This is a genomic window from Spirillospora sp. CA-142024, assembly GCF_050942325.1.
In the GTDB taxonomy this organism is placed as follows: Bacteria; Actinomycetota; Actinomycetes; order Streptosporangiales; family Streptosporangiaceae; genus Spirillospora.
This window is the reverse complement of sequence record NZ_CP192077.1, coordinates 6,670,063-6,687,658: the sequence shown is the minus strand read 5'-3', so window position 1 is coordinate 6,687,658 and position 17,596 is coordinate 6,670,063. Positions and strand designations below refer to the sequence as shown.

General features: G+C 72.0%; 17 protein-coding genes. 14 read left to right on the top strand and 3 right to left on the bottom strand.

Annotated elements, in window-relative coordinates:
* Positions 1-171 precede the first annotated feature (171 nt).
* From ACQPZP_RS31650 to ACQPZP_RS31590, 13 genes are all read left to right on the top strand, one after another.
* Positions 172-1,437, top strand: coding sequence for a histidine kinase (locus tag ACQPZP_RS31650; protein WP_433473367.1), 1,266 nt, complete (start codon positions 172-174; stop codon positions 1,435-1,437).
* A complete protein-coding gene (locus tag ACQPZP_RS31645) occupies positions 1,425-2,072 on the top strand; it encodes a LuxR C-terminal-related transcriptional regulator (protein ID WP_433473366.1) in 648 nt (215 codons plus the stop codon). Before ACQPZP_RS31650 ends, ACQPZP_RS31645 begins: the two co-directional genes overlap by 13 nt.
* 32 nt (positions 2,073-2,104) lie before the next feature.
* Positions 2,105-2,866 (top strand): hypothetical protein, encoded by a 762-nt coding sequence (locus tag ACQPZP_RS31640; RefSeq protein ID WP_433473365.1) that lies wholly within the window; start codon positions 2,105-2,107, stop codon positions 2,864-2,866.
* 437 nt (positions 2,867-3,303) lie between these two features.
* Entirely contained in the window at positions 3,304-4,308 is a 1,005-nt protein-coding gene (locus tag ACQPZP_RS31635; protein ID WP_433473364.1) for a methionine ABC transporter ATP-binding protein, read from the top strand.
* On the top strand, positions 4,305-4,961 hold the full coding sequence (locus ACQPZP_RS31630) for a methionine ABC transporter permease (protein ID WP_433473363.1): 657 nt from the start codon (positions 4,305-4,307) through the stop codon (positions 4,959-4,961). The genes ACQPZP_RS31635 and ACQPZP_RS31630 overlap by 4 nt, the downstream gene beginning before the upstream one ends.
* A gap of 20 nt (positions 4,962-4,981) precedes the next feature.
* A complete protein-coding gene (locus ACQPZP_RS31625) occupies positions 4,982-5,797 on the top strand; it encodes a MetQ/NlpA family ABC transporter substrate-binding protein (protein WP_433473362.1) in 816 nt (271 codons plus the stop codon).
* 91 nt (positions 5,798-5,888) lie between these two features.
* The gene (locus ACQPZP_RS31620; RefSeq protein WP_433473361.1) at positions 5,889-6,866 is read left to right on the top strand and encodes an STM4015 family protein; all 978 of its coding nucleotides are present in this window, start codon (positions 5,889-5,891) and stop codon (positions 6,864-6,866) included.
* Positions 6,863-7,816, top strand: a complete 954-nt coding sequence (locus ACQPZP_RS31615; protein WP_433473360.1) for an STM4015 family protein — start codon at positions 6,863-6,865, stop codon at positions 7,814-7,816. Before ACQPZP_RS31620 ends, ACQPZP_RS31615 begins: the two co-directional genes overlap by 4 nt.
* Complete coding sequence (locus ACQPZP_RS31610) at positions 7,813-8,883, top strand: STM4014 family protein (protein WP_433473359.1); 1,071 nt, start codon at positions 7,813-7,815, stop codon at positions 8,881-8,883. Before ACQPZP_RS31615 ends, ACQPZP_RS31610 begins: the two co-directional genes overlap by 4 nt.
* Entirely contained in the window at positions 8,871-9,671 is an 801-nt protein-coding gene (locus ACQPZP_RS31605) for an STM4013/SEN3800 family hydrolase (protein WP_433473358.1), read from the top strand. The genes ACQPZP_RS31610 and ACQPZP_RS31605 overlap by 13 nt, the downstream gene beginning before the upstream one ends.
* Positions 9,668-10,948, top strand: a complete 1,281-nt coding sequence (locus ACQPZP_RS31600) for an STM4012 family radical SAM protein (RefSeq protein WP_433473357.1) — start codon at positions 9,668-9,670, stop codon at positions 10,946-10,948. The genes ACQPZP_RS31605 and ACQPZP_RS31600 overlap by 4 nt, the downstream gene beginning before the upstream one ends.
* Complete coding sequence (locus ACQPZP_RS31595; protein ID WP_433473356.1) at positions 10,948-11,832, top strand: STM4011 family radical SAM protein; 885 nt, start codon at positions 10,948-10,950, stop codon at positions 11,830-11,832. Before ACQPZP_RS31600 ends, ACQPZP_RS31595 begins: the two co-directional genes overlap by 1 nt.
* 95 nt (positions 11,833-11,927) lie before the next feature.
* Entirely contained in the window at positions 11,928-12,314 is a 387-nt protein-coding gene (locus ACQPZP_RS31590) for an ATP-binding protein (RefSeq protein ID WP_433473355.1), read from the top strand.
* A gap of 81 nt (positions 12,315-12,395) precedes the next feature.
* Here the strand turns inward: ACQPZP_RS31590 and ACQPZP_RS31585 are convergent, their stop codons facing one another.
* From ACQPZP_RS31585 to ACQPZP_RS31575, 3 genes are read right to left on the bottom strand one after another with little or no spacing between them, the layout of a single operon-like run.
* On the bottom strand, positions 12,396-13,547 hold the full coding sequence (locus ACQPZP_RS31585) for a DUF6745 domain-containing protein (protein ID WP_433473354.1): 1,152 nt from the start codon (positions 13,545-13,547) through the stop codon (positions 12,396-12,398).
* 10 nt (positions 13,548-13,557) lie between these two features.
* Positions 13,558-13,884 carry a hypothetical protein gene (locus tag ACQPZP_RS31580; RefSeq protein WP_433463012.1) on the bottom strand — a complete coding sequence of 109 codons (327 nt, stop codon included), beginning with the start codon at positions 13,882-13,884 and terminating at the stop codon, positions 13,558-13,560.
* A gap of 58 nt (positions 13,885-13,942) precedes the next feature.
* Complete coding sequence (locus ACQPZP_RS31575) at positions 13,943-15,271, bottom strand: threonine/serine ThrE exporter family protein (protein ID WP_433473353.1); 1,329 nt, start codon at positions 15,269-15,271, stop codon at positions 13,943-13,945.
* A 196-nt stretch (positions 15,272-15,467) separates the two neighbouring features.
* Between ACQPZP_RS31575 and ACQPZP_RS31570 the strand changes: the two genes are divergently transcribed.
* Positions 15,468-17,561, top strand: a complete 2,094-nt coding sequence (locus ACQPZP_RS31570) for a RecQ family ATP-dependent DNA helicase (RefSeq protein ID WP_433473352.1) — start codon at positions 15,468-15,470, stop codon at positions 17,559-17,561.
* Positions 17,562-17,596: the final 35 nt, after the last annotated feature.

Here is a 17,596-nt window from a genome sequence, read left to right as displayed (position 1 = left end):
TGCGGACGGTGATCGGTGCGCATCCGCTCGCCGGATGCCCGATCAAAGCCTCGCCGCCGTCCGGGTCACCGTCGGTAACCCACATATCCGACTTGGGGTGGTACTAGGTTCACCTTCCGATCTGCAGCGTGGTTCATGGTGGCGGGCGAAGTGCGGCAATACGGTTGCTTCATGGCATCCATCTCCGCGGCCCGCCGTGCCCGCGTGCACGCTCCGTGGTCGGCGGCGGCGTGGCGCGACACGGTCTTCGTCGCCTCCGGGGTGCCGCTCCAGTTCGCCGGCTGGCTGATCCTCGGCTTCTTCTGGATGCTCTGGACGCCGGTCCGCGTCACGCCGATCCTGATCCTCACCGCCGCGTCGCTCGTCCTGCTGCTGCTCGCACTGCGGCCGCTGACGTCCTGGCAGCGGGAGCGGTGCTGGGCGATGCTCGGCCTGGACATCCCTCGCATGCCCGACTTCGACGACGGACGCCCCTGGGACGCGCTCCGCAACCTCCGCTCGCCCGAGCTGTGGCGAGTGCTCCAGTACCACCTGCTGGTCGGCCCGTTCCTCGCCCTGGGCGGGCTCACCGTGATCGCCGCCTGGGCATCCGGGCTCGCCCTCGCCACTTCCGGCCTGTACGCGTGGGCGCTGTCCTACACCAGCCCGATGAGCCCGTTCGGCCATCCGACCCGGTTCGGCGTGCTGACCTGCGTCGGCGTCCTTCTCCTCGTCGCGGCGCCGTGGGCGGCGGCGGGCGTCCGCCGCGTGGACGCCCGCGCCGCGGCCGCGCTGCTCGGCCCCGACCGCGCCAGGGAACTGGAGCGCCGCGTCGAGGACCTGGCCGAGAAGCGCGCCAGCGTGGTGGACGCCGCCGACATCGAGCGCCGCCGCATCGAGCGCGACCTGCACGACGGCGCTCAGCAGCGGCTCGTCTCCCTCGCGCTCAACCTGGGCCTGGCACGCGAGACGCTGACCGGCGTCCCGGACGACGCCATGCGGGTGATCGTCGAGGCGCACGAGGAGGCCAAGGAGGCGCTGACCGAGCTCCGCAACCTGATCCGCGGCCTGCACCCGGCCGTGCTGGAGGACCGCGGCCTGGACGCCGCCCTGTCCGGCGTCGCCGCGCGGGTGCCGCTCCCGGTCCGGCTCCGCGTCGAGGTGGAGCCACGAGCGTCGTCCACCGTCGAGGCCGTCGCGTACTTCGTCGTGTCCGAGGCCCTCACCAACGTCGTCCGGCACGCGCGGGCGGACGAGGTGGACGTCTCCGTCGCCCGCCGTGGCGAGGTGCTGCGGGTGACCGTCCGCGACGACGGCGTGGGCGGCGCCGACCCCGCCGCCGGGACGGGCCTGACCGGCCTCGCCCGGCGCGTCCGGTCGGTGGACGGTACGTTCCGGATCACCAGCCCCGCCGGGGGCCCGACGACCGTCACCGTGGAGTTGCCGTGCGCATTGTGATCGCCGAGGACTCGGTCCTGCTGCGAGCCGGGCTGATCAAGGTCTTGGAGACCTCCGGGTTCGAGGTCGCGGCGGCCGTGGGCGAGGCCGAGGGGCTCCTCGCCGCCGTGCGCGAGCACCGCCCGGACGCGGCGATCGTGGACGTCCGGATGCCGCCCGGCTTCACCGACGAGGGCGTCCGCGCCGCGCTGGTGATGCGGCGGGAGTCGCCAGAGGTCGCCGTGCTGCTGCTGTCCCAGTACGTCGAGGAGCGGTACGCCGCGGATCTGCTGTCGATCAGCACCAGCGGCATCGGCTACCTGCTCAAGGACCGCGTCGCCGACGTCTCGGTCTTCCTGGACGCGCTGCGCCGGGTCGCGTCCGGCGGCACCGCCCTGGACCCCGAGGTCGTCTCGCAGCTGCTGCTGCGCCGGCACCGCGACCCGCTCGACCGGCTCACGCCGCGCGAGAAGGAGGTCCTCGCCCTGATGGCGGAGGGGCGCTCCAACGCGGGCATCGCCGCGTCGCTGGTGGTGAGCGAGAGCGCGGTGGCCAAGCACATCAACAACATCTTCTCCAAGCTCGACCTCCCGCACGCCGAGGGCGACCATCGCCGCGTCCTCGCCGTCCTCCGCTTCCTGGACGGCGAGACGTGACGCCCGGGGCCGGCCGGCCGCGGCGGCGAGGCGTGTGGATCGTGCTGGCGATCGCGACGGCGCTGGTCGTGGTCGCCCCCGTGGGCATGGTGGCGTTCGGCCGCGCCACCCGCCGGACCTCGACGTCCATGACCCCCTACCGGCACGCGATCAAGGAGCTGCGGCTCGACGTGGGCGGCGCCGCCGTCTCGGTCGGCCCCGGGCCGGACGGGGAGGCGCGCGTCTACAAGACGCTGCACTGGGGGCTGAGCAAGCCCGAGGTCGCCGAGTCGCTGGTGGACGACGTGCTCTTCGTCACCTTCCGCTGCTCGGGATCGGACTGGATCGGCGCCGAGTGCGACGCGGACATCGACGTCCAGGTCCCGGCCGGGGTCCGGGTCTCGGCGGTGTCCCGATCGGGGCGGATCGACGTCCGCGGACTGACCGGCGACCTCGACCTGCGGACCGGTTCGGGGGAGGTCGACATCGCCGACGTGCGCGGCCGGCTGCGGCTGCTGGCCCGGTCCGGCGCGATCAGGGGCCGCGGGCTCGCCTCGCCGAAGACGCAGGCCCGGGTGTCCTCCGGCTACCTCGACCTCCGCTACGCCGAGCCTCCGGACACGGTGGAGGCGTCGGCCGGGTCGGGTACCACAAAGATCATCGTCCCGCCGGGCTCGCGCTACCGCGTCGCCGGCTGGACGGGCGCGGGCACCGCGCATCTCAACAAGGCCCTCGTCGACGACCGTGCCGCCCGCCAGATCTCCGTCCGCAGCGGCTCTGGCGCCGCCTACTTGGACTATCGCGACGACGACTGACCGGCGTCCGGAACGGAGCGCCAGCGGAGTGGAGGACGCCGGTCAGTCCCTTCTCGGGGGTCTGGGGGCGCCCCCCACGGAGCACTGACCGAAAAGTGGCGCGATCAGCATCACATCGGGTGGATTTGCGTCATTGGTGTAGAGCCGGTTAACTGCTGACATGCCTTCCGTACGCCTGTGCCGTGAGCACCGCCCGCCGACCGCGCGGGCCATGCGGCGTACGTGTTGCCGGCGAATGTGTGACCGCTGAGGGCCCCCGCCTGAGCCTCGCGCCCCGAAGCGAGCGAACTCCGACATCCGAGTCACGCATGTGCATTGAACGCCATCTGCTGAGCCACGCGCCGTACCCGCCCGGGCTCTCCTGAGCGCACCGCACCGCCCCCCGTCCTGACCGATGCCGCCCGTCCGGTGGCCCCCGTTCGCATGGGTGATTCCCTGTGATTCAGATCGAAAAACTTCGTAAGGTCTACCGCGGCCGCGGCCGCGAGGTGACCGCCGTCGACCGCGTCGACCTGACCGTCGCCGAGGGCGAGGTCTTCGGCGTGCTCGGGCGCAGTGGCGCCGGCAAGAGCACGCTGCTGCGCTGCGTCAACCTGCTGGAGCGGCCGGACGAGGGCCGCGTCGTGATCGGCGGGCGGGACCTGCTCGCGCTGCGCGGCGGCGAGCTGCGCCGGGCGCGGCAGGGCATCGGCATGATCCACCAGCACTTCGGCCTGCTCGGCAGCCGCACGGTCGCCGGGAACGTCGCGTTCCCGCTGGAGGTCATGGGAGTGCCGCGCGCGGAGCGGGCGGGGCGCGTCGCCGAACTGCTGGAGCTGGTCGGGCTCACCGAGCACGCCAGGGCCCACCCGGCGCAGATCTCCGGCGGGCAGAAGCAGCGCGTCGGCATCGCCCGCGCGCTCGCGGGGCGTCCGAAGGTGCTGCTGTCGGACGAGGCGACGTCGGCGCTCGACCCGGAGACCACCGCGTCGATCCTGGAACTGCTGCGCGACCTGAACCGGCGCCTCGGCCTCACGATCCTGCTGATCACGCATGAGATGGACGTGGTCAAACGCATCTGCGACTCGGCGGCGGTCATGCGGGACGGCCGGTTCACCGAGTCGGGACCGGTGCCCGAACTGCTCGCCCGCCCGGGCTCCGAACTGGCGAAGGACCTGTTCCCGCTGCCGCCGGCCGTGCCCCGCGACGGCACGACGCTGGTCGAGGTCACCTTCACCGGCGGCGCCACCGACGAGCCGGTCGTGTCCGCGCTCGCCCGCAAGTACTCGCTGGACGTCAACATCCTCGGCGGCGCCGTGGAGACCGTCGGCGGCGAGCGCGTCGGGCGGCTCCAGCTCGAACTGCCCGGCGACCCGTCGCTCAACGCCGCGCAGCTCGCGTTCCTGCGCGAGTCGGGCCTGGCCGTGGAGCTCAAGAACCCCGTACAGGAGGACCCCCGATGAGCTGGGACGAGGTCATGCCGCTGCTGTGGCCCGCCACCCGCGAGACCCTCCACATGACCGGTGTCGCGACGCTGTTCACCGCCGTGCTCGGGCTGCTGCTCGGCGTGCTGCTGGTGATCACCGAGCGCGGCGGGCTGCTGCCCGCGCCGCCGGTGAACAGGGCGCTCGGCGTCGTCGTCAACATCGGCCGGTCGCTGCCGTTCCTGATCCTGATGGTGGCGATCATCCCGTTCACCCGGATCGTCGTCGGCACCAGCATCGGCAACGCGGCCGCGATCGTCCCGCTGACCGTGGGCGCCATCCCGTTCTACGCGCGGCTCGTCGAGATCGCGCTGCGCGAGGTCGACCCGGGCGTGCTCGCCGCGGCGGACGCGATGGGCGCCACCCGCCGCGAGATCGTCGGCAAGGTCATGCTGCGCGAGGCGCGGCCCGGCCTGGTGTCCGGGCTCACCGTCACCGTCATCGCGCTGATCGGCTACACGGCCATGGCCGGGACGGTCGGCGGCGGCGGGCTCGGCAATCTCGCCGTCGTCTACGGCTACGAGCGCTTCGAGACCAAGGTCATGGTCGCCACCGTGGCGCTGCTCGTCGTCCTGGTCCTGCTCATCCAGGCCGCGGGGGACCTCGTCGCCCGCCGCCTGACCCACCGGTAACGCACAGAAAGGGACTCCTCGTGCTTCGCAAGATCACCACCGCGCTGGCCTCCGCCGTTCTCCTCGCGGGCCTGACCGCCTGCGGCTCGTCCGCGGCGTCGGACGATCCGGACGCCGCGCTGAAGGTCGCGGTCAACCCCGTCCCGCACGGCGACATCCTCAAGTACGTCAAGGACGACCTGGCGGGCAAGGCCGGGCTCAAGCTCGACATCGTGACCTTCAGCGACTACCAGCAGCCGAACACGGCGCTGAAGGAGAAGCAGGTCACGGCCAACTACTTCCAGCACGTGCCGTTCATGGAGGAGTTCGAGAAGAAGTCCGGGACGAAGCTGGCGTTCGTCGCGCCCGTCCACCTGGAACCCCTCGGCGTGTACTCCAAGAAGGTGAAGAGCCTGCAGGCCGTCCCGCAGGGCGCGACCGTGGCCGTCCCGAACGACCCGGCCAACGAGGGACGCTCTCTCAAGCTGCTCGCGGACAACGGCCTGCTCACCCTGAAGCCGGACGCGCCCGCGAGCGCGACCGAGCGCGACGTCGCGAGCAACCCCAAGGGCCTGAAGTTCAAGCCGCTGAAGGCCGCGCAGCTGCCTCGCTCGCTGGAGGACGTCGACCTTTCGGTGATCAACGGTAACTACGCCATCGAGGCCGGGCTGGCGCCGAACAAGGACGCGCTCGCCGCAGAGAAGGCCGAGGGCAACCCCTACGCCAACGGCATCGTCACGCTGCCGGAGAACAAGGACGACCCGCGCGTGAAGAAGCTCGTCCAGCTGCTGCAGGGCCCCGAGGTGAAGAAGTACGTCGAGGACAAGTACAAGGGGTCGGTGCTGATCGCGTCCTGACTCCGGGGCTCTCTCCGTCCGATCGAAAGCGCCGCGGTATGTCCGCCGGTCCTGATAGGACATGTGCCGACGATCGATTGAAGGGGGACACATGGGCGTATATGAGCACCTTGAGGAGTACGCGGGCCTGCCGGTTGCCACGTTCAACGAGGACACCGGCGCGGACGAGGAGGAGGACGACGGCCGCGGCGCGGGCGCCGATCCGGTCACCGGGGAGGAGTTCCCGCCCGCGGCCGAGGCCGCCTGGTTCGTCGGGACGTCCTTCGACGAGGAGCCGTTCGGCGACGTGTTCGCGCGGTTCCTGCAGACGATCGACACCGCCGAGGTCACGGCGCTCATCATCGGCTACTGGGGCGCGTCCTACGACGACGGCGCCGCCGACCCGGTGGCGCTGCTGACCGAGGCGGCCGCGTCCTTCCCGAAGCTGCGCGCCCTGTTCGTCGGCGACATCACCGGCGAGGAGGCGGAGATCTCCTGGATCGAGCATTCCGACATCACGCCGCTGTTCGCCGGGTTCCCCGGCCTGGAGCGGCTGGACGTGCGCGGCGCGCAGGGGCTCGTCCTCGACCCGGTCAAGAGCGACAGGCTCAAGGTGCTGCGGTTCGAGTCGGGCGGGCTGCCGGCGCGGATCGTCCGGGCCGTCGGGGCGAGCGAGCTGCCGAACCTGGAGCGCCTCGACCTGTGGCTCGGCGAGGAGAACTACGGCGGCGACACCGCCGTCGCCGACCTCGCGCCGTTCCTCGGCGGCGACCGGCTGCCCGCGCTGCGCCATCTCGGCCTGGAGGACAGCGAGATCCAGGACGAGATCGCGGCGGCGGTCGCGGGTGCGCCCGTCGTCGCGCGGCTGGAGTCGCTCAGCCTCGCGATGGGCGTCCTGACCGACCAGGGCGCCGAAGCGCTGCTGTCCGGCCAGCCCCTCACCCACCTGCGGAAACTGGACCTGCACCATCACTTCCTGTCCGACGCCATGGTCGAGCGTGTGCGGGCGGCGCTGCCCGGCGTCGAGGTCGACCTGGACGACCAGGAGAAGCCGGACGGCGACTGGCATTACATCGCGGTGTCCGAATGATCCAGGAGCGCCGCTCCTCCTTCGCCGGCCTGCCCGTCCACACCTTCGACGGCGAGCCGGACGGTCCGCTGCCGGCGGCGGGCGACGTGGCCTGGGGCGTCTACCACCACGTGCACGACAACGGCGTGTGGGGCGCGGAGGTCCCCGCGAACCTCGACCTCTTCCTCCGGACGGTCGACACCACCCAGGTCACCCACCTCGTCATCGGCTTCTGGGGCTTCGACATCGAGGAGTTCTCCCCGGTGAAGTGGCTGGTGGACAACGCCGGCCGGTTCCCGCGCCTGCGCGCGCTGTTCCTGGGCGACATCCTCGACTGGGACCTGCACATCTCCTGGATCCAGCACGGGGACATCTCGCCGCTCTTCGACGCCTACCCGGGGCTGGAGCACTTCGAGATCCGCGGCGCGTCGGACCTGCGGTTCGAGCCGCTGCGCCACGAACGGCTCAGGGTGCTGCGGATCGAGTCCGGCGGGCTCCCGGCCGAGGTCGTGCGGGCGGTGACGGCCGGTGCGCTGCCCGCGCTGGAGCACCTGGACCTCTGGATCGGCTCGGAGTGGTACTCGGGGACGTCCGAGGCCGGGGACTTCGCGCCCTTCCTGACCGGTGAGCGGTTCCCGTCCCTGAAGCACCTCGGCCTGGAGAACGGCCCGTTCCAGGACGAGCTGGCGGAGGCCCTCGCGAGCGCCCCGGTCGTCCCGCGGCTGGAATCGCTCAGCCTGGCGATGGGCATGCTGTCCGACCGGGGCGCCGAGGCGCTGCTGGCCGGGCAGCCCCTCACCCACCTGCGGAAGCTCGACCTGCACCACGCGTTCTTGAGCGAACCGATGGTGGAGCGGCTGAAGGCGGCGCTGCCCGGGGTCGAGATCGACCTCGGCGAGGCCGTGGGGCAGGCGGAGTGGGTGGGCGACGAATGGGCCTCCAGCGCCCTGTACATCGCGGTTTCGGAATGACCCTCGCGGCGGTCGGGACGCCCGGCGACCGGCGTCCCGCGCTGTTCGCGGCGGCGTGCCGGTCGGCCGGGCTGCCCGAGCCGCGGCTCATCCCGTGGACGGACGTGTTGCGCGGCGCCCCGCTCGGCCTCGATGCGGGCGAGGTGGTCCGCGTCGACTCGCCGGGCGAGGATCCCGAGGCCGACGCGCTGCTCCGCGGCGCGGGCGCACCGGCCAGGGTGGGCGGCGGGGCGCGCTGGCACCGGGCGTTCATGGCGGCGCTGCGGCGGCTGGCTTCGGCGGCGGCGGCGTCCGGCGCCCGGATCCTCGGTGACATCGACGAGATCGGGGTCATGTTCGACAAACGGCTGTCCCATGCCCGGCTGCTCTCCGGTGGAGTGCCCGTCCCGGCGGCTCTGCCCGATGTCGATGGATACTCGGCGCTTCGTTCCCGGATGGACGAGATGGGGGAGCGGCGGGTGTTCGTGAAGCCGGCGCACGGCTCGTCCGCCTCCGGGGTCGTCGCCCTGCAGACCGCGCCGGGCCGGGTGCGCGCCGTGACCTCGGCGTTCATGGCGGGTGACCGGCTGTTCAACTCGCTGCGCGTCCGCTCCTACGAGACCGAGGACGAGGTCGCGGCGCTGATCGGCCTCCTCGCGCCGGACGGCCTGCACGTGGAGCGGTGGCTGCCCAAGGCCACTCTCGGCGGGCGGGTGTTCGATCTGCGTGTGGTCGTCGTCGGCGGCGAACCCACGCATGCGGTCGTCCGGACCAGCCGGACGCCGATGACGAACCTGCATCTGGGCGGAGCCAGGGGGGACCTCGGCGCTGTGCGGCGCGCGCTCGGGGAGGACGGCTGGCGGCGGGCGCTCGACGTGTGCGCGCGGGCCGCCGCCTGTTTCCCGGGCAGCCCGATGGTCGGTGTCGATCTCCTTGTGGGCTTCGGGCTGAAGCGGTTCGCGGTGTGCGAGGTGAACGCCTTCGGCGACCTGCTTCCCGGACTCACCGGGCTGCCCGGGAGTTCCGCCGAAGGGCTCGACACCTACGCCGCCCAAGTCAGGGCGATGTCGCAGGCATGTACGACATGAACGAGGTCATCGGCGGCCACGACGTGCTGCTGGTGACCCTCGACACCCTGCGCTACGACGTGGCCGCCGAACTGGCCGCGGCGGGGGAGACGCCGACACTCGCCGGTCTGCTCCCGGATGGACGGTGGGAGCGGCGGCACACGCCGGGCAGTTTCACTTATGCCGCGCACACGGCGATGCTGGCGGGGTTCCTGCCGACGCCCGCGTCCCCAGGGCCGCATCCGCGCCTGTTCGCCGGGGCCTTCCCGGGCAGCGAGACGACCGCCCCAGGAACGTGGACCTTCGATGCGGCCGACCTTCCGTCCGGGCTCGCCGCCGCCGGCTATCACACGGTCTGCGTGGGCGGTGTGGGCTTCTTCAACAAGCTGACGCCGCTCGGATCGGCGCTCCCGTCGCTGTTCGCGGAGAGCCATTGGGAGCGCGAGTTCGGCGTCACAGACCCGGAGTCACTGCCCAACCAGATCGACCGCATCGCGGAGATCATGGCGCGGCTGCCTGCCGGACGGCGCTTGTTCCTGCTGCTGAACGTCGCCTCCCTGCACCAGCCCAACTGGTTCTACCTGGACGGCGCCACGCGCACGGACGGGGATACGCGCGCGACGCACGCGGCCGCGCTTCGCCATGTCGACGCCCATATCGGCAGGTTGTTCGCCCTTATGCGCCGTCCCTGTTTCGTCATCGTCTGTTCCGACCATGGGACGGCGTACGGCGAGGACGGCCACACGGGTCATCGCATCGGCCACGAGGTCGTCTGGACCGTTCCGTACGGGGAGTTCGTTCTGCCGTGACGCCTTACCAGGGATACGTGTACGCCTACCCGCACAAGACCGCCTACCGTCCGCTGCACCCAGCGCCCGCACTGCGGGACGTGTGGGCGGGCGAGCCACTGGACGCCCTCTTCCTGTACATGCACGTGCCCTTCTGCGAGATGAGGTGCGGCTTCTGCAATCTCTTCACCCGCACTGGCGCTCCCGAGGAGCTGACCGGCGCCTACCTGGACGCACTCGACCGGCAGGCCACGGCCGTCCTCGGCGCCTTGGACGCACCCGTCTTCGCCACCGCGGCGTTCGGCGGCGGCACCCCGACCTACCTCACCGCGTCCGAACTGGAAAGGCTCTGCGACATCGCCGGGCGGTTCTCCGGGTTCGGGTCGATTCCCTTGGGTGTTGAGACGTCCCCTGCCACCGCCACCACCGACCGGCTGACCGTCCTCGCCGAACGCGGAACCACGCGCATCTCCATCGGTGTCCAGAGCTTCCTGGACGAGGAGGCACGGGCGGCCGTCCGGCCGCAGAAACGCGCCGAGGTGGAGGCCGCGCTGGACCGGATCCGGGCCGTGGGGTTTCCGGTGCTCAACATCGACCTCATCTACGGCATCGACGGCCAGACGGCCGCGACCTGGATGCACTCTCTGGATGCGGCTCTTGCGTGGCGTCCGGAGGAGATCTATCTGTATCCCCTCTACGTCCGGCCGCTGACCGGTCTCGGGCGCCGGGCCCGTGACTGGGACGACCAGCGCCTCACCCTCTACGGAATCGGCCGCGACCACCTGCTGGCGGAGGGCTACGAGCAGGTGTCGATGCGGATGTTCCGGCTGCCCTCCGCCGACGCGGGCGGGACCGAGTACTGCTGCCAGACGGACGGCATGGTGGGCCTGGGCTGCGGGGCCCGCTCGTACACGTCCCGCCTGCACTACTCGTTCGAGTACGCGGTCGGGACGAGCCAGGTGCGCTCCATCATCGACGACTACGTGCGCGAGTCCGACTTCGACACCGCCCGCGTGGGTTTCGAAGTGGACGACGATGAACGCCGCCGCCGGCACCTCGTCCAGTCCCTTCTCCAAACGGCCGGGGTTGACCGGAGTGCCTACCGCGCGCGTTTCGGCACCGATCCGATGGACGACTTCGCAGCCGATCTGACGTCGTTCGGCGACCGTGGATGGCTGGAAGCGACCGAGAGCATCATCCGGCTCACGCCCGAAGGGCTCGCCTACTCCGACGCCATCGGACCGGCCCTGTTCTCATCCCGCGTTCAGTCCCTCATGGACGCCTACGAGTCGCGCTGATGGACCACCTGACGATCCTCTACCGAGGGCCGCTCGCGAGCTGCGACTACGACTGCCCGTACTGCCCGTTCGCAAAGCGCCGCGACACGCCGGAGCAGCTCCGCGCCGACCGTGCCGCGCTCGAACGCTTCACAGGATGGGTCTCCGGTTGCGGCCACCGCGTGTCCGTCCTGTTCACGCCGTGGGGTGAAGGTCTCGTCCGGTCCTGGTACCGGCGTGCCCTGACCGACCTCAGCCACCTTCCGCACGTCGAGCGGGTCGCGATCCAGACGAACCTCAGCCACCGCGTGTCGTGGACGGCCGGCGCCGACCTCACACGGCTGGCGCTGTGGGCGACCTACCATCCCGGTCAGGTCCCCTATGAGCGGTTCCTTGGCAAATGCCGCGATCTTGCATCGCGCGGGGTTCGCTTCAGCGTCGGGATCGTGGGGCAGCCCGAGCATCTCGACGCCGCCCGCCGCCTCCGCGCCGACCTGCCCACCGGGACCTATCTCTGGGTCAACGCCGCCGAAGGACGTGCCTACGACGACTCCGAGGCCGCGTCCTGGACCGAGATCGACCCGCTGTTCCCGGTCAGCCGTCACCCGCACGCGAGCCGCGGCCTCCCATGCCGGACGGGTGACACCGTCGTGTCGGTGGACGGAGACGGCACGGTCCGCCGCTGCCATTTCGTCCCGTCCGTGCTGGGCAATCTCTATGACGGCTCGTTCAGGGACGCCCTCGCGCCGCGCCCGTGTCCGCTGGACGTGTGCGACTGCCACATCGGCTACGTCCACCTCGAACCGCTCGGCCTCTACGACACGTTCGCCGGAGGCATCCTCGAACGCATCCCCGCACTTCTCCACCACGAGCCTCCACCACGAGCGGTGACGGGAAGCGGTTGACCGGCCCGAGCCGGACATCGCAGTGCGGGCGGATCCCGTGCACGGCCGCCGCCGAGGGCGCATGCTTGCGTTAGCCGGCGAGCTTAGGCGGATCCGTGGACCATCGACAGCGACCCCATTTCGTCCTAGCGCTGAAACCGGTGGACGCCGCCGTGCGCGCGGCGCGCGACACGGTGCGCGCGGCCTTGGAGGGCTGGAACCGGTCCGACGTCAACGGCGACCTGGAACTCATCACCAGCGAGCTCGTCACCAACGCGATCCGCCACGCGAACACCATCACACTCGTCCTCTACCTGCCCGACGACGACACCGCCATGGTGGAGGTGTGGGACGACAACCCGGAGGGCCCGGCCGCACCCATCGTCGACCTGCAGGCGGAAGGCGGCCGGGGGCTCATGCTCGTCGGCGCCCTCGCGCACTCCTGGGGCTGGCGTTCCACCGCCGAAGGAAAGGTCACCTGGGCGCAGACCGCCACCCCATGAAGGGGCGGGCGCCCCCTGGTGACCGGGGAAAGGGAGACCAGGAGGCGCCCGCCGACCGGGAGCGCCCGGCCGCTCGCAGGCTCAGGTCTGCTTCTCGGGGTGGTAGTCGGCCTCGTCCACACCGAACGTCCAGGCGACGCCCGCGCGCGCTGTGCGCGTGCCCGGCGGGACGCGGAGATAGTAGGTGCGGTGCGTCCCGTCCGGCTCGGGCGTGGAATTGACCACCTCCACCATGACCACCGGTTCGTCGCCCTGCAGATCGATCGACCACAGGACGCCCGTCTCGTCCCGGTGCAGGGGACGCGCCCCGGTCTCGGCCAGGTAGCGGTCGTAGCCGAAGATCTCCAGCATCACGCGGCGCAGCTCGGCGTTCTGCTCGGACGAGATGCGGTCGGGCGTGAGATCGGTCAGCGACTCGACGAAGTCGGGCGGGATCGGCATGCCGCGCCAGGCGTGCAGCGCGAAACCGTCCGGGTAGGCGAGGGCGGGACCGTCTCCGCGGTGCAGCCGCCCGGGCTCGTCGCGGTGCAGCTCGCCCGGACGCTCCGACAGGATCACGAGCCGCTCGTAGGGCCACCACCAGCCCGCCGAGCGGGCCACCTCCGCCAGCCCGGCGAGCGGGCCGTCGAGGCGTCCGAGCGACTCGAACAACGCCAGCCACGGTGCGTCGTGCTGGCCGAGGACGGCGTCGAGCGTGGCCGCCCGCAGGAGTGACCCGGCCGCGTCCTCCTGCGGGGTCGATCGATCGTTCCCGGCCGCGGCCGGCCGGCCGTGCGCCTGTTCGCCCACGGCGCCGCGCACCCGGGTCACCAGGGCCTGCACCTGGTTCCAGAGCAGGCCGCCGGTCTCGGCCCAGGTCCGCGGCCACTGCTCCGGCCCCTGTTCGGAGCAGGCGGCCGCGCGTTCCGCCTCCCACGGCCGGGTGCGCACGTCCGTCAGGACGCTCGGCCCGGCCGCGCCGTCACCGAGATCTGCGCGGGCCTGGTCCAGCAGGTCGTCCAGCCCGGCCGCCTTCAGTGCGTCGCCGTGCCCGGCGAGGACGGCCGCCATGACGGCGCCGCGGGCGGGGGAGGGCACCCACACGAACCGTTCCGGGGCGTCCAGGCCCGCGGACGCGTAGGCTTCGGCAACGCCCGCCTCTGCCCGGGCTCGGTCGGCCGGTTCGGTGGCGAATGCCGCCGCCTGCCAGTCACCGACGACGTAATGGGTCTCGCGTGCCGTTCCGGTGAGCATCCCGGGCCCCTCAGTCGGCCACGACGCGGACCGCGCCGGGCACGTACTCGCGCTGGCGGATCACCCGGTACCAGCCCTTGGGCAGGGTGATCGGCGCGTGCTCCTCGTGCACCAGCCGCCCGCCGGACGGCAGGTGCAGATGGTCCGGGGCGAGCGGATCGGGGGTGCGCAGCAGCGAGCCGGGCGCGGTCAGCGCGTGCGCGTGCCCGGTGGCCTCGCCGAGCGCGAGCACCATGCGGCCCCGGCCGTCGCGCGGGGACGGCGGCAGGTCGCGGACGGACCGCGGGACCGCCTCCTCTGGCAGGGGCAGGATCAGGACGTCTCCCTGTCGGTACATGTGGCGAACGTAACGTCCGGCACCGACAGAACCGGGAGCACCGACAGAACCGGGAGGGTCAGAAGCCGCGGGTGCGGCGGGCCGCGGGGCGGGCCCAGCGTCCGGACGCGCTCAGGCCGACACGCTGGAACGCGCGGACGAGTTCACCGCCGAGGTTCACCCCGGCGCCCAGCGCCAGGGCCACCGACACGGCGCCGATGAGGCTCAGAACTCCCGTGCTGGGGTCGCCGGTGTTCAGTTCGACCATGCCCCGGTAGAGCGCCGTCCCGGGCAGAAGGGGTCCGATGGTCGGGACGACGTACGGCATGACGGGCTGCCCGTGCCTGCGGGCGAGCCAGCTCGCCAGCACACCGACGACGGTGGCGGCCATGGCCGCCGCCAGGACGGGTGGAACGTCCCATCCGCGGACCACCACGTACAGCACCCAGATCAGCCCGCCGCCGAGGGCCACGGCCGTCAGGACGTCCCGCGGCGCGGCGAGGGAGATGGCGAACGTCAGCGAGATGGCCGCGGCGGCGATGACCGCGACGGGCTGCAGGTCCGCCGCCGGAGCGGGCAGATGCCGGACGTTGACCTGCACGCCCATGCTGACCGCGATGTAGACGACCGCGCCCAGCCCGGCGACGATCGCCGCGATCATGAAGAACACCTCCAGCACCCGCGCCCCCGCGCTGACCAGGTCGCCGGTGATGCCGTCCTGGATGCTCGCGACCAGCGGACGCCCCGGCAGCAGCGCCAGGATCGCGCCGGTGACGATCGTGGCGGCCTGGCCCGGGTTGCCCATCGCGACCACCACCGCGGCCGCCGCGGCGCCGATCGCGGCGGCCACCGTGAGCTGGAAGAACTCCGCGATGCCGCGACGCGCCAGGTAGGCGGCGGCGCGGTCGCCGAGCAGGGTGGCGAAGAACGCGGTGATCGCCACCAGCGGTCCGCCGCCGGACAGCACGCTCCCCGATGCGGCGATGAGCCCGAGCGAGACCACGAGCAGCCAGGACGGGTACGGAGGACGGCCCCTCTTTATCTCTGCGACGCGCTTGTGGGCCTCGTCCAGTTCGAGCATTCCGATGGACGCGTCCTGCACGAGCTGGTGCAGCGCCGCGAGCCGCCAATAGGCCGGGGTCCGGCGCCGGATGGCACGTGTCCCCGTCATCGGCGCCGCGCCTCCTCCGGGGTGCGCCGAGACCAGGAGGCTCGTCAGTGTGACCTGGACCTCGCAGCGGGGGAGCTCATAGGCCACGGCCAGGCCGAGCATCGCCTCGTTGACGCGCTCCGTGGTCTCGCCACTGGCCAGGAGTAGTTCGCCCACACGCAAGACCAGGTCGACTGCTCTCGGATCGACGACCTCGCCTGGCTCATCTTCGGGCGGTTCCGGGACTGAGCCGTCCATGAGGACCTGCCATGTCCGCCGCAAGCGTTCAGCCGCGCCCATACCTCCGCTTGTGTCCCTTCCCGCCCTTAGTCGCCGATCTTGACTGGCAGGCTACCCGCGTCCCCGGTGTCCCAAATCTGCGGCGACCGCCCCACCTTTTCCACAGAACGCGATTCTGGTGCGGTGTCTTCCGCGGCGCTGGTACCAAGGACGCATGAGCTCTTCAGACAGCCTGCGGGACGAGGCCGAACGGTGCCTGCGCGCCCTGGCCGGCGAGCACGCGCGGCTCCGCGACGACCAGTGGACGGCGATCAGCGCCCTCGTCGTCGACCGGCGCCGGGCGCTGGTCGTGCAGCGGACGGGCTGGGGCAAGTCCGCCGTCTACTTCGTCGCGACCCGGCTGCTCCGCGAGCGCGGCGCCGGCCCGACCGTGATCGTCTCGCCGCTGCTCGCGCTGATGCGCAACCAGATCGAGGCGGCCGACCGGGCCGGCATCCACGCCCGGACGATCAACTCGTCCAACACCGGCGACTGGGAGCAGATCTTCGCCGAGGTCGAGGCGGGCGCGGTCGACGTCCTGCTGGTCAGCCCCGAGCGGCTCAACAACCCCGACTTCCGCGACCTCGTCCTTCCCAAGCTCGCCGCCGGGGCCGGGCTGGTGGTCGTCGACGAGGCGCACTGCATCTCCGACTGGGGCCACGACTTCCGCCCCGACTACCGGCGGCTGCGCACGCTGCTGGCCGAGCTGCCGCCCGGCATCCCGGTGCTCGCCACCACCGCGACCGCCAACGCCCGCGTCACCCAGGACGTCGCCGAGCAGCTCGCCGGCGACGACGCCCTCGTCCTGCGCGGGCCCCTCGAACGCGAGTCGCTGCACCTGGCCGCCGTGACGCTCCCCACCGCCGAGCAGCGCATCGCCTGGCTGGGCGAGCACCTCGGCGAACTGCCCGGCTCCGGCATCATCTACACCCTCACCGTCGCCGCCGCCCACGAGATCACCGGCTGCCTCCGCGACCACGGATACGAGGTCGCCGCCTACTCCGGCCAGACCGAGCAGGCCGAACGCCTGCAGGCCGAACAGGACCTCCGGGACAACAAGCTCAAGGCCCTCGTCGCCACCAGCGCGCTCGGCATGGGCTTCGACAAACCCGACCTCGGCTTCATCGTCCACGTGGGCGCCCCGCAGTCCCCGGTGGCCTACTACCAGCAGATCGGGCGGGCCGGCCGCGGCGTCGACCGCGCCGAGGTGATCCTGCTCCCCGGCCGGGAGGACCGCGACATCTGGGCCTACTTCGCCAGCCTCGCGTTCCCGGCCGAGCACATCGTCCGCAGCACGCTCGACGTCCTGGACACCGCCGGCAGGCCGCTGTCCACCACCGCGCTCGAACCGCTCGTCGACCTCAACCGGGCCCGGCTGGAGATGATGCTCAAGGTCCTCGACGTGGACGGCGCCGTGCGCCGCGTCAAGGGCGGCTGGACCGCCACCGGCGAGCCCTGGTCCTACGACCGGGAACGCTACGAGCGCGTCACCGCGGAACGCCGCCGCGAGCAGCAGGCGATGCTCGACTACATCGCGACCCCGGCCTGCCGGGAGGAGTTCCTCCGCCGACAGCTGGACGACCCCGCCGCCACCGGCTGCGGCCGCTGCGACAACTGCACGGGCCGCCATTGGCCCACCGACGTCACCCAAGAGGGCGCCACGAAGGCCCGCGACCGCCTGCACCGTCCAGGCGTCGACATCGCTCCCCGCCGCATGTGGCCCACGGGCGTCAAGGACGACCTCGGCGTCTCAGGCCGGATCAAGCCCGAACTGCAGGCCGAGACGGGCCGTGCCCTGGGCCGCCTCACCGACATCGGCTGGGGCAGTCGCCTCCGCGACCTGTTCGCCGCCGACGACACCGAGGTCCCCGCCGACCTGATGGAGGCGGTGGTCAAGGTCCTCGCCGCCTGGGACTGGGCCGCCCGCCCCACCGGCGTGGTCACCATCGGCTCCCGCTCCCGCCCACGCCTGGTCACGACGTTCGGCCAGAGCATCGCCCGGATCGGCCGCCTGCCCCACCTCGGCGAGCTGACCCCGATCGGCGAACCCGTCCCGCGCCGCCACAACAGCGCGCAGCGCCTCGGCTCCGTCTGGCACACCCTGGCCGTCCCCGACGACCTGGCCGCCGCGCTGGCCGCCGATTCCGGCCCCGTCCTCCTCGTGGACGACCGCATCGAGACCGGCTGGACAATGACCGTGGCCACTCGCCTCCTAAAGGAAGCAGGTGCCGGTGCGATCCTCCCCCTGGTCCTGGCCACCCCCACCTGACCCCTGGACCCGCCCGCACGCCGGCTCGCGGGGCC